Here is a 12225-nt window from a genome sequence, read left to right as displayed (position 1 = left end):
CCACACCGCGTGGTCGGCCAGGAGCGGGTGGTCGGGGCCGGCCACGACCACCCGCACGCGTCAGCTCTCCCCCGACTCCAGGCGGTAGGGCTCGGGAGCTAAGCAGACCGCGGACGCCGGGTTGAACCTCGCTCCACCAGCTCGGGGCTGAGCAACCGGGTCTTGCGCGGTCCGGCCGGATCGGCGATGCGTTCGAGCAGGTAGTCCACGGCGGTGGCACCCACTTCCTCGGCGGGCAGCCGGAGCGTTGTCAAAGCGGGCTCCAGGTACGCCGCGAACGGGTGGTCGCCGTACCCCACGACCATCACGTCGTCCGGCACGGTCAGGCCGCATTCCCGCAGCGCCTTGAGAATGCCGAGCGCGAAGTAGTCGTTGCCCGCGACGATGAGATCGGGGAAGTTCTGCGCGGTGATCAGGTTCGCCGCCATCTGGTACGCGTCGTCCGGCCGCCACGGCAGGCTCGCGCCCGCCGTGCGCCGGGTCTGCACCTTGATCACCAGCGAGCGCTGCTGATCGATCTCAGCGGATTCCAGCGCACGCCGGAACCCGGCGATCCGCGCCTCCGTCGTGCTGATCCGCAGATCCTCTTCGAACAGCCAAGCCCGGGCGATCCCGCCGGAAACGCGCTCGACGGCATCGGCGATCCCGGTTCCGGCGTCGATGCCCACGAAGTCGAAGCCGAACTCGGGGATGTCCCGGCTGACGAAGACCACGGGGACCTTCGCGGCCGCCAGCCGGGACCAGCTGTCGCCCTTGTCCTGCACTGGAATCCCGATGAGTCCATCGACGCCGTAGGTCAGCAGCTGCTGGACCGCCTCCTCCTCGTTCCCCTCCGACTCCTCGGTGACCAACAACAGCACCGAATAGCCGGACCTGCGGCAGCGCTGCTCTACGGCCGAGATCAACGCGGCGTAGAACGGGTTGGAGGGATTGGTGATGACCAGGCCGATGACCATCGTCCGGCCGGACACGAGCGAGCGGGCCTGGCTGTTGGGGACGTAGCCGAGCCGGCTGGCTTCGGCCCGGATGGCGTTGCGGGTCTGCTCACTCACCTGGCTCTTGCCGGCGAGCGCGCGCGAGACCGTGTTGACCGACAGACCGACCTTGTCGGCAACATCCTGAAGCGTCACGCGCCGCGAACGAACCATGAACTCCCCTACACCAAACCCAGCCAGCTGCTCAGCTCTTGCCGACCAGGTAGATCCGCACCGTCGCGGCCGGCTCCGGACCGGTCACTCGACAGCTTAGCCGCAGCCACTGCCCGAACCCGGTGACCAGCCAGCTCGTGACACCGACCGAGTCCACCCGGTGCCGCACGTCGTCGAGATCGCACCAGTGCAAGCCGTCCGGCGAGATCTGCGTGATGAACTCCAGACTCGTATCGTCCCCGTCGAACTCCAGCGCGTGGACGAAGAAGCGGGCCTCGCCGGCCCACGGCAGTTCGTAGGGCTCAGTGGTGAACGACGTGCGCACCTTGGCCTTGCGCTCCAGAACCGCCGTCGTCGTTGATCGCATCGAGAGCATGTCACCAGTCCACCGAGATGAGGACCGAGTCGAGGAACAGGAAGTTCCGGACATCGGCGTGGGTGCGTACGGAGAAGTAGAAGTTCAGCAGGTTGTCCAGCGTCCGGTACCGATCCGGGTACACCGGGACCGGGACGTCCCGCATGTCCATGATCTTGTCGTTGATCTGCAGTTCGACGTTCGTCCTGGACTCGGTGTCGATCTGCCAGCGCAGGTAGTGCCAGTTGATCTTGGTCGGGACCTCGTTGACGCACAGGTCGAGGGGCTCGCCGAAGGTGCGCCAGTCGTTCGGGTCCGGCGCGGTGAAGTCGCTGGCGTAGGGCAGCGCGAACTTGCCCTCGAAGTGGTCCCTCGGGGTCGGCTCGGGCACGGTGGGGTACATCCACCGCTGGGTCATCTCGTTGTCCATGTTGGTGTTCTGGTAACGAGCGACGTTGTGGTAGCGCACCCCGTTGTCGGCGCAGATGTCGGTCGCCACGGTGAACGCGCCGAACTCCGCCTCCGAGGGGTGGTGGTTGCCGTCCCAGCTCACCGCCCGGGCCGACTGCCGCGGCGCGCCGACGTTCGCCTCCGCCTTGAACGCGAAGTGGGTCTCGATCTGCACCAGTCCCCGCCCGGCCATCGTCAGCCGGCGGATGGCGACAGCCGTGTGCCCCTTGTGCGGGCGGGTGGCGAGCTTGAGTGCGTAGTCTCCGCTGAGAGTGCCGTGCGTACCCACGTCGAAGAACGAACACGTGGACAACTGCGGCGGACGGAAGTCCCACATGTGGTCGTCGACCGTGTCGAGATCACCGGTCCCGTCGTAGTTGCCGAGCAACTCCGTCCACCCGTGCGTGCTCGAGTCGAACTTGTCGTAGCAGAGGACGCGCGGCAGCGGGTTGAACTTGGACAGCTCCACGTCGTGCCCAGGAGGAAAGGAGCGCTGGGCACCCTCCCGCCGAACTGAGGCGGTGGTCATCTGATCTCCATCTCGTGTCGTGTTCGAGGCCATCAACATTAACGTTCATGTCGATGAACGAGAGGCTAACCCCTTGTTCTGCCGGATGTCCAGCCGTACTCTCATCGATCAACATGAACGTTTAGGGCTCTTCTGCTCCGCTACGTGAGGTACTCGATGGCACGAAGAATCAGCCGAGCGACGGTCGCTTCCACGATCGGCACAGCTCTGGAGTGGTACGACTTCTCCCTCTACGGCACGGCCGCCGCACTCGTGTTCCCGGCCGTGTTCTTCCCAGCGGGCGACGGCTTCGCCGCCACGTTGTCCTCGCTGGCGACCTTCGCGGTCGGCTTCCTCGCACGTCCCGTCGGCGGCGTGCTCATCGGCATCATGGGCGACCGCATCGGCCGCCGGACCATGCTGTTCCTGACGCTGGTGCTGATGGCGATTTCCTCAACGCTGATCGGCTGCCTGCCCAGCTATGCGAGCATCGGCGTCGCCGCGCCCATCCTGCTCATCGCCCTCCGCGTCCTGCAAGGCATCGGCGCGGGCGGCGAATACGCCGGCGCGATGCTGATGTCGGCCGAGCACGCCGACCGCCGCTCACGAGGTCTGAACGCCAGCGCTCCGACGCTCGGCAACGCGGTCGGGGCGCTGATCGCCACGGGCGCCTTCGGGCTGACCGCCGCGGTCATGTCCGAAGAGCAGTTCCTCTCCTTCGGCTGGCGGATTCCCTTCCTGATCAGCTGCTTCATCGGGGTCGCCGGCCTGCTCATCCGCCTGAAGATCTCCGACAGCCCCGAATTCCACGAAGCCAAGGAGGACAACGGCGTCTCCCGGACGCCCCTGCGCGACCTGCTGACGACCTCCCGCCGTCAGGTCTTCGCAGGCATGCTCATCAGCGTCGCCCCGAACGTCATCAGCTACGTGCCGTCGGTCTACGCGCTGACCTACCTGGCCAAGAACGTCGGCGCACCGGCGTGGATCGGGCTCACCGGCATCGTCATCGCCAACCTGGTCAAGCTGGTGACCGTACCCACCGCGGGATGGCTGTGCGACCGGTTCGGCCGGCGGCCGGTGATGATCACCGGCTCGGCCGCCGGCGCGGCGATGTTCTACCCCTTCTTCGTCATGCTCGACACCGGCACCCCGGTACTGGTGTGGGCCGCCTTCGTCCTCGTGTTCACGCTCTGCAACGACCTGACCCTCGCCTCCCAGGCGACGATGCTGTCGGAACTCTTCGACGTGCGGTACCGCTACACCGGAGTCACCTTCAGCCGTGAACTCGTCGGCGCGGTGGTCGGCGGCTGCCTGCCGTTCGTCGCGGCGCAGCTGAGCGAGTGGACCGCCGGTTACTGGAGCATCGTCGTTCTGTGTTCGGCGCTGTGCCTGCTTTCCACACTCGGCGCTCTGCTGGTCGTGGAGCCGGAACACTTGCGGTTCAAGGGAAATCCTTCCTACGCCGAAGCCTGAGAACTCACTACTGGTGCGTGATGGGCACTTTTCACCAACCAGCTTGACGAAAAGTGCCCATCGGCTACCTTGACGCCCACTCGGATTCATCGGTGGCCCTTATGTTTTGCTCGCATTATCCTGCGCACGCAAGGGAGAACCCGTGTCACGCATCAAAATGCTCTGCCTGTCCACCGGTTTGGCCGTCACGGCCGCCACTGGAATCGGGGGCTTCTCCACCGCAGCAGCGAACCCGGATCCGGCCCAGCTCACCGCACCTGCGGCCACTGTGGAGAACGACCCGATGAAGGCCTGCACGAACGCCGAAGAGGCACCCGTGCGAACCACGGCCGTGTTCAACGACCCTGCGGCCGGCGAACCGGCGACGATCATGAGCCGGCTGTGCTCACTCATCAAGCAGGCACCGGCCGGATCCCGGATCCGGATCGCCCACTTCGTGGTGAGCGGCAAGGCGGGGGCCGACTTCGCCGAGGTGCTCAGCGACGCCCACCGTCGCGGCGTCCAGATCCAAATGGTGCTCGACGGCTGGCAGGACGACAAACCCCCGGCGCAGGCCATCCTGGCGGAACTCGGCACCGATCAGGAGCAGCTCTCCTGGCTCCACGTGTGCAGCAACATCTCGCCGGAGGGCAACACCTCCTCCTGCCTGGGCACCAAGGGAAACCACAACAAGTTCGCGCTCTTCTCCGAGACGGGAGGACAGCGGAACGTGGTGATGCAGTCGTCGTCCAACCTCACCGACGTCAACTCGCGGACCTACTGGAACAACGCCGTCGTTCTGCGGGACAACCCGCAGCTCTACCGCGTGTACGACCGGTACTTCACCGAACTCGCTGCGGAGAAGCGCACGTCCGCCACCATGGGGACCTTCCACACCGGCATGCCCGAGGGCCCGGTCGACGTGTACTTCTCGCCAGTACCCCAGGGGGACCCCGTCACCGAGCAACTCGCACGTGTCCGCTGCACGCCGGCCACCCGGATCAGCGTGGGGATGTCCGAGATCGACGACACCCGCCTGGCCGCGGTGGAACAGCTGGTCCGCCTGTCCAACGCCGGTTGCCAGGTCCGCATGGTCCACGGCAGCCTTGAACCCAAGGGGCAGGCGCTGATCGACGCCACGCCCGCCATCGAGGTCCGCAAGCTGAAGAACGAGACCCTGCCCGGCACCGTCCACTCCAAGTACGTCGTGGTCGACCACGGTCGCAGCGGTGCTGCCGCCGGCTGGGTGAGCACCGGCAGCCAGAACTGGACGCATACGTCGCTGCGCCGCAACGACGAGGCCACCCTCACGTTGCACCAGCCCGCCATGGTCGCGGCGTACTCAGCCGCCTTCGACCGGATGTTCAGCAGCGCCGAACTGGCCGAGTGAGGCCGCCTCGGTCACGCGATCGCCCCGGACGATGCGGGACGTGCCCTCCGATGCAGGAGGACACGTCCCTCGTGGCGTGCCCCAGGACGTAACCGGATCAGCGAGCGGGGCCGCGCACCGCCCCCGATGGCGTCCGCGCGGGGCGGTCGACAAGTGGTCGGAGAAGCGATGAGCGCCACCTTCCAGATCGACGACCGGCCGACCGAAACGGGTCCGGCTGCCGCCGGGAACCCGTTCCCGCGGACCAGGTTCCCCGAGCGCGCTCAAAGAGCCCCTTCGCCGCTCACCTGATCAGTGGTCCTGCTCCAGGTGGTAGAGCTCGGGGAGGTTGACCACGATCGCCTCCTGCGTGCTGCGGGCGATCACCACCTCCGCCGGGTCGTTCGGGTCCGGGTTCTCCTCGCGGTGCGGGACGAACGGCGGCACGAAGATGTAGTCGCCCGGTTCCGTCTTGATCCGCACCTCCTCGGTGCCGTCGTGGAAGACGAACTCGGGGTGGCCGCTGACCACGTAGATCGCCGTCTCCGACTCGCCGTGGTGGTGGTTGTCCGAGGCCGTCGACGGGCCGACGTGCGTCTCGCCCATCCAGATCCGCTCCGAGCCGACCAGGTCGCCGCTGATCGCCGCGAGCCGCCGCATGCCCTCCGTCTGCGCCGTCTTGTTGTCCAGATCGGCGGCCCGGACGTGGTGCAGCCGGGTGCGCAGCGAGCGGCGCTGCTCCTCGGACACCCGGGTCGGCAGATCGGGGTGGAACGCGTCGTGCTGGGTCATCAGAATCCTTCTCCCTTGTTCACCGATCGCCGACCAGCGGCGCCCCGTCGAGGAACTCGCCGACCTGCCGGCCGAGTTCGCGCCACACCTCGGCGCCGGGTGAATCGTTGTGCACCGAGGTAACCTCACCCTCCACCGCGCGCACAACCTCGCCGATCGTGATTTCGCCTGCCGGTCGCGCCAGCGAGTAGCCCCCGTCGCAGCCGCGCTGGCTGGTGACCAGCCCGGCCCGCCGCAGCTCGATCATCAGGTTGACCAGCGAGTTCAGCGGGATGCCCTGCCGCCGGGCGATCACCTCGCACTTGACCGGCTCGGGGCCGCCGCCCGCCAGGTCCCGCAGCGCCCGCACCGAGTAGTCGGTGCGCGCCGAGATGTGCACCGGAGCCGACCGGCGAGCCCGCGGTGCGGCCGGCGTCTCGGGCAGCAGCACCGCGCCTTTGGCGACCTCCTCGCAGAACAGCACGATGCGCGCGGCCACGCTGCGGTGGAACTTGTCGTTGAGGATGTCGTGCACGCCGTCCTTGAACACCGCGACCGAGCTCTGCGGGTGCTTGGCCGCCAGCGACGTCACCGGGGCGACCGGTGCGAGCGTGTCCGCATCGCCGTGCAGCAGCAGGGTCGGCACGTCCGGCAGCCGCTTCGGCGGCTCTGGGACGTCGTCGCCCAGCCGGCCCCACTGGAACTCCGGGTCGTTCTGCAGCAGCTCGCGGTGCACCGGGCACGATGTGCGCACCCCGATCTCCTCGTCCCGGTCGGCGGGCTGCTGCCCCGGCGCGAGCGGGGTGCCCGCCAGGATCAGGCCGTCCACCTCGACCTCCAGCGCGAGCGCCCAGGCGCGCAGCGCCCCGACATCGGTGCCGGCCAGGAATCGCGCCGCCCCGGGCCGGAACCACGTCCCGGGATCGGTGTCCGGGTCCGGCACCACCACGGCGTAGCCGTCCGCGGACAGCCGCCGGCCGAAGCGCTGGTAGACGGCGGGGTTCTCGCCCCTGCCCGGCAGCACCACCACGGTGCCGCGGCAAGGCCCGTCCGGCTCCCAGTTCCGGGTCATCTCAGGCTCCTCTCACTCGCCGGGGTACAGATCCCGCTCGCAGGCCTTCGCCACGTCCACCTTCTCGCGCAGCACGCCCGCCTGGAGGTAGCGATCCGCCACGGCCTGCAGGTCGGCGACCACATCATCGGTCAACGGCCGGACCTCCTGCTTGGTCCGGGTCAGGATCTTCTGCGCCACCGGCGGTTCCAGCGACGTCAGCTTCTCGTAGACGCGCTGGTACTCCGCGGGATGCTCGTCGCTCCACCGCCACGCCGCCTCGAACCGCCGCATCGCGTCGGCCAGCGCCTCGCGCTTGAGCGGATCCGCCGCGGACGCGGTCGACACCGACAGGATGCCGTTGCGGCCGTTGATGCCTTCGCCGTCGCGGATCACCCGCGCCCCGGCGCTCTCCGCGATCGCCAGGTACGGGTCGAAGGTCGCCCAGGCGTCGATGTGCCCGGCGCTGAAGCCCGCCTGCGCGTCGGTCGGCAGGCTGAAGGTGATCTGCACGTCCTGCTGCGTCAGCCCGGCCTCCTCCAGCGCGCCGAGCGCGGTGTAGTGCGAGACGCTGCCTGGCGCGGTGGAGACCACGAGGTGCTTGCCGCGCAGGTCGGCGACGGTGCGGATCGGCGATCCCGGCGGCACGATGATCGCCGTCGCCGCCGGGGACGCCGCGGTCGCCACGGCCGGTCGCGCCGGCACGCCACCGGCGATGGCCTGCACCGTGGGCGCGTCCGCCGCGGTCGCGGTGTCCACGTCGCCGGAGCGCATGGCCTCGAAAAGCGGTGCCGCGCCTTGGAAGTTGGCCCAGCGGATCTTGTACGGGGCGTCCTCGAACGCCCCGGATGCTTCCACCCTGGCTCGCAGCCCGCCCGCCTGGTCGCCGAGCACCAGGGTCACGTCGGACAGCGACTTGGGCGAGCTGCCCCCGGCGCAGCCGGCCACGGTGAGCAGCACCGCGGCCAGCACCGACACCAGGATTCTGGTCGTACGCACTTCGTTGTCTCCAGTCTCAGTCGAGCAGATCCGGCTGCTCGTGCACGATCTCTTCGAAGAGCGGGGCGAAGGTCACCCAGCCCGGGTCGCGGTGCTGCTGGTACTGCTGCCTGGTGTGCCGCGCGATCTCGTGCGGGATCGGCTGCAGCTGCCCGGCCGCCTGGGCGACGACCTGCACCTTCGAATTCCGCTCGGCGGCCACGTACAGCGACACCGCCTCCTCCAGGCTGCGGCCGACGGTGAGCAGCCCGTGGTTGGCCAGGATCGCCAGCCTGCGCTGCCCGAGCGTGGCGGCGATCCGGCGGCCCTCCTCCAGGTCGAGCACGACCCCGGAGAAGTCCGGCACGATCACGTTGTCCTCGTAGAACTGGGCGCTGTCCTGCGAGATGGGCAGCAGTTCGGTGCCCAGCGCGGCGAGCGCCTTGCCCCAGATGGAGTGGCTGTGCGCGGCCGCGTCGACGTCCGGGCGGGCCTGGTGGATCTGCGAGTGGATGGCGAACGCGGCCTGGTTGACCGGGAGGTCCCCGTGCACGATCTCGCCGTCGTGGTTGACCAGCAGCAGCTCGGACGCCTTGATCCGGCTGAAGGCCCGGCCCAGCGGGTTTACCCAGAAGTGGTCCGGCAGCTCCGGGTCGCGGACCGTGATGTGCCCGGCGGCGCCCTCGCTGTAGCCGAGCTTGCCGAAGATCCGCAGCGCCGCGGCCAGCCGCTGCTTGCGGAACCGGCGCTCGTCCTCGACATCCTCGAAGACCGGGCGGGCGGGGAAGCTGTTCTGCCGCGGGGAAAGCGACCGAGCGAACTCGGATCGCCCGGATGCGACGGTGGTCATGTGTTCTCCATAAGGTTGTTGGTGTCTCGGCGCCGATCGATGGAGATTTCGCGCGAATCGCCGTTCGGCACGCCTGGCAGGCGGCGATTTCGCGCGAAATCGCCGCACCGCGGGTCAGGCGGCGACGCGGCGGGCGATTTCCTGGCGTACCAGCGGGATCAGCTCGCGGCCGTAGTCGACCGCGTCGTCGAACGGGTCGTAGCCGCGGATCAGCAGCGTCGTCACGCCGATGTCGACGTAGTCCAGCAGCGCCGCCGCCACCGTCTCCGGGGTGCCCACCAGCGCCGTGGAGTTGCCCGCCGCGTTGGTGGCCGCCGCCGTGGGCGTCCACAGTGCACGGTCGTGCAGCTCGCCCGCCGCTGCGGCGGCGAGGAGTCGCTGCGAACCGACGTTGGCGACCTGCCGGCCCGGGTTCAGCGTCTTCGGCCCGGTGAAGGACGCCAGCCCGCCGCGCGCCGCGTTGATCCGGTCGAGGATGCGGTGCGCCCGCTCCCACGCCTGCTCCTCGGTCGCGCCCAGGATCGGCCGGAACGACACGCTGATCCGCGGCGGTTCCGCCCGTCCCGCCGCCGCGGCGGCCTGCCGGACCGCGGCGATCTGCTCGGCGGTCTGCGCCAGCGGCTCGCCCCACATCGCGAAGACGTCGGCGTGCTTGCCGCCGACCCGCAGGGCGGCCGCCGAGGAACCACCGAAGTACAGCGGAATCCCCGGCTGCCGCACCGGGCGGACGGCCGCGTTGTAGTCCTCGAAGCGGTAGTGCTCGCCGGAATGGCTCACCGGTTCCTCGGCGGCCCACACCCTGCGGAGGACGTCCAGGTACTCGTCGGTCCGCGCGTAGCGCTCCTCCTTGCCCAGGTAGTCGCCGTCGCGGCGCTGGTCCGCGTCGTTGCCGCCGGTGATGATGTGCACCGCGATCCGGCCGCCGGTGAGGTGGTCGGCGGTGGCGAAGGTGCGGGCCGCCAGCGTCGGGGCCACGAAGCCCGGGCGGTGCGCGATCAGGAATCCCAGCCGCTCGGTGTGCGCGGCGGCGTAGGCGGCGAGCTGGGTGTTCTCCGGGCTGCTCGACCCGTAGCCGATCAGCACCCGGTCGAACCCGGCCGCCTCGTGGGCCTGGGCGAACTTCCGCAGGAACGCCGGGTTGACCGCCGGTCCGTCCGCGGCGTGGATCTCCGAGACGTGCTGCGCCCCGATCATCCCGATGAACTCGACGGTCATGAGGAACTCCTCTCTCCGGTCCCGACGCCCAGCCAGGACAGCAACTCCGCGCGCAGCGCCAGGAAGGCCGGGTCGGTGACATCGCGCGGGCGGTCCAGGTCCAGCACCTGGTCGTAGCCGATGCGGCCGTCGCGCATCACCAGCACCCGGTCGGCCAGCAGCAGCGCCTCCTCCACGTCGTGCGTGACGAGCAAGATCGCGCAGCCGTGGCGCTGCCACAGCTCGCCGACCAGCTGCTGCGCCTTGATGCGGGTCAGCGCGTCCAGCGCCGAGAACGGCTCGTCCAGCAGCAACAGGTCCGGTTCGCGCACCAGCGCACGCGCCAGCGACGCCCGCTGCGCCTCGCCGCCGGAGAGCACCTTCGGCCAGACGTCCACCCGGTGGCCGAGGCCGACCTCCTCCAGCGCGGCCACCGCCCGCTTCTTGTCCGGGCGACCGGACAGGCCGAGGATCACGTTGCGCCACACGCGTTTCCACGGCATCAGCCGCGGCGCCTGGAACGCCACCGCGCGCCGCACGGCCACCTCGACCTCGCCGGTCACCTCGCGGTCGAGGTCGGCCAGGATCCGCAGCAGCGTGCTCTTGCCGCAGCCGCTCGGGCCGAGCAGCGCCACGAACTGGCCGGGCTCGATCTCCAGGTCGAGGTCGTCGAGCACGGTGCGGTCGCCGAAACGCCGGCTCAGGCCGCGCACCGAGGCGGGTTTCACTACGCTCCGCTGAACGCCGGTCGCCATGCCAGCAAGGTCCTTTCCAGCAGTCGGACGATGAAGTCGGCGACGAGGCCGAGGAGTGCGTACAGCACCAGGCAGACCACGATCACGTCGGTCTGGAAGAACTCGCGGGCCATGTTCATCTCGTAGCCGATGCCCGCGGTGGCGTTGATCGTCTCGCCGAAGACCAGCGCCAGCCACGCCGAGCCCAGCGAGTACCGCAGCCCCACCAGGGCGTTGGGCATCGCGGCGGGCAGGATGATGTGCCGCACCTGGGCGAACCAGCCGAGCCCGAGCGTCTTGGCCGCCTCCACCAGGCCCGCGTCGACGTTGCGGATGCCGCCGTAGATGTTCATGTACAGCGGGAAGATCACGGCCAGCGCGATCAGCACGATCTTGGGCTGCTCGCCGATGCCGAACCAGATGATCAGCAGCGGGATGAGGCCGATCACCGGCACCGTGCGCAGCATCTGCATCGGCGCGTCGATGAGGTCCTCGCCGCGGCGGAACAGGCCGGACAGCGTCGCCAGCACGATCGCGACGCCGACGCCGATCACCAGGCCGGCGCCGACGCGTTGCAGCGAGGCGGCGATCGCCTCCTGCAGCCGCCCTTCGTCCCACATCTCCACGGCGGTCCCGGCGACCGTGGCGGGCGACGCGAGGGTGTCGTCGCTGAGCACGCCGGTGCTGCTGAGGGCCTGCCAGAGCACCACCAGCGCGATGGGGCTGATCAGCTTGAAAATCCAGCGGGGAACGCGGTTTTCGCGCCGCGCGGTGCGGGTTTGCACGGTCGTGACGGGGATCGGATCTCGATCGGTCGGCGCGCCGGTGGGCGCGCGTTCGGTGGATACAGTCATCTGCACTCTCCGGAGGGCATGAGGGCGCAGCACGGCCACGACGGATGGGCCGCGCTGGAGGATCACCGGAGCCCCGGTTCCGCTGCTCAGGTGCCGTGCGCACTTTTTGCTGCTATGGCGACGAAAACCACGCACGGGTGTTGACCAGCGGAGACGCTGTGCGGGGGGGTGTCCCTATGTGGTTGTCAAGCCGCAGCGGGCGCGGCGTCTGGATGGGGGTGCCGGTAGTAGGTCTTGTTGCGGAGCATGGCGAACAGGACGTCGCAGCGGCGCCGGGCCAGGCAGATCAGCGCGGCGTTGTGTTTCTTCCCTTCATCGCGTTTCCGCTGGTAGTAGGTCCTGCTGGTGGGATCGGACAAGGCCGCGAACGCAGCCAGGAAGAACGCTCGTTTGAGTTTGCGGTTGCCGGTTCTGGCCGGGTGTTCGCCCTTGATGGAGGAGCCCGAACTGCGGGTGACTGGGGCGATTCCGGCGTAGGCGGCGAGGTGGGCGGAGGACTTGAAGCTGGAGG

Annotated in this window: 13 protein-coding genes; 2 read left to right on the top strand and 11 right to left on the bottom strand. The window is 69.1% G+C overall.

Going from position 1 to position 12225, the window contains the following annotated elements:
• Window positions 1-98: 98 nt before the first annotated feature.
• The 3 genes from BLW84_RS26735 to BLW84_RS26725 are packed head-to-tail and all read right to left on the bottom strand — an operon-like array spanning window position 99 to window position 2482.
• Entirely contained in the window at window positions 99-1130 is a 1032-nt protein-coding gene (locus BLW84_RS26735) for a LacI family DNA-binding transcriptional regulator (protein WP_245761400.1), read from the bottom strand.
• A 49-nt stretch (window positions 1131-1179) separates the two neighbouring features.
• Window positions 1180-1515, bottom strand: a complete 336-nt coding sequence (locus BLW84_RS26730) for a DUF6385 domain-containing protein (RefSeq protein ID WP_093270714.1) — start codon at window positions 1513-1515, stop codon at window positions 1180-1182.
• Between the two features lie 10 nt (window positions 1516-1525).
• Window positions 1526-2482 carry a DUF6772 family protein gene (locus tag BLW84_RS26725; protein ID WP_245761399.1) on the bottom strand — a complete coding sequence of 319 codons (957 nt, stop codon included), beginning with the start codon at window positions 2480-2482 and terminating at the stop codon, window positions 1526-1528.
• Between the two features lie 156 nt (window positions 2483-2638).
• Here BLW84_RS26725 and BLW84_RS26720 point away from each other — a divergent pair, with 156 nt between their 5' ends.
• On the top strand, window positions 2639-3934 hold the full coding sequence (locus BLW84_RS26720) for an MFS transporter (RefSeq protein WP_093270474.1): 1296 nt from the start codon (window positions 2639-2641) through the stop codon (window positions 3932-3934).
• 142 nt (window positions 3935-4076) lie between these two features.
• Entirely contained in the window at window positions 4077-5303 is a 1227-nt protein-coding gene (locus tag BLW84_RS26715; protein ID WP_143061113.1) for a phospholipase D-like domain-containing protein, read from the top strand.
• Between the two features lie 291 nt (window positions 5304-5594).
• On the opposite strand, the gene BLW84_RS26710 is transcribed toward BLW84_RS26715, so the two are convergent.
• From BLW84_RS26710 to BLW84_RS26675, 8 genes are all read right to left on the bottom strand, one after another.
• Entirely contained in the window at window positions 5595-6074 is a 480-nt protein-coding gene (locus tag BLW84_RS26710; protein ID WP_093270468.1) for a cupin domain-containing protein, read from the bottom strand.
• 19 nt (window positions 6075-6093) lie between these two features.
• Window positions 6094-7125: an Rrf2 family transcriptional regulator gene (locus BLW84_RS49980; protein ID WP_093270465.1), complete on the bottom strand. Its 1032-nt coding sequence runs from the start codon at window positions 7123-7125 to the stop codon at window positions 6094-6096.
• A 12-nt stretch (window positions 7126-7137) separates the two neighbouring features.
• Window positions 7138-8103 carry an ABC transporter substrate-binding protein gene (locus BLW84_RS26700; protein ID WP_177226705.1) on the bottom strand — a complete coding sequence of 322 codons (966 nt, stop codon included), beginning with the start codon at window positions 8101-8103 and terminating at the stop codon, window positions 7138-7140.
• Between the two features lie 16 nt (window positions 8104-8119).
• Entirely contained in the window at window positions 8120-8932 is an 813-nt protein-coding gene (locus BLW84_RS26695; RefSeq protein WP_093270459.1) for a class II aldolase/adducin family protein, read from the bottom strand.
• A gap of 114 nt (window positions 8933-9046) precedes the next feature.
• Window positions 9047-10147: an LLM class flavin-dependent oxidoreductase gene (locus tag BLW84_RS26690; RefSeq protein ID WP_093270456.1), complete on the bottom strand. Its 1101-nt coding sequence runs from the start codon at window positions 10145-10147 to the stop codon at window positions 9047-9049.
• Window positions 10144-10881, bottom strand: coding sequence for an ABC transporter ATP-binding protein (locus tag BLW84_RS26685; RefSeq protein ID WP_093270453.1), 738 nt, complete (start codon window positions 10879-10881; stop codon window positions 10144-10146). The genes BLW84_RS26690 and BLW84_RS26685 overlap by 4 nt, the downstream gene beginning before the upstream one ends.
• Window positions 10854-11714 carry an ABC transporter permease gene (locus BLW84_RS26680; RefSeq protein WP_093270450.1) on the bottom strand — a complete coding sequence of 287 codons (861 nt, stop codon included), beginning with the start codon at window positions 11712-11714 and terminating at the stop codon, window positions 10854-10856. Before BLW84_RS26680 ends, BLW84_RS26685 begins: the two co-directional genes overlap by 28 nt.
• Before the next feature lie 185 nt (window positions 11715-11899).
• On the bottom strand, window positions 11900-12225 hold a 326-nt coding region (locus tag BLW84_RS26675), incomplete at its 5' end, for a transposase (RefSeq protein ID WP_143061112.1).

The organism is Saccharopolyspora shandongensis (genome assembly GCF_900106995.1).
Classification (GTDB): Bacteria; Actinomycetota; Actinomycetes; order Mycobacteriales; family Pseudonocardiaceae; genus Saccharopolyspora; species Saccharopolyspora shandongensis.
This window is presented reverse-complemented; position numbering and strand designations above follow the sequence as displayed.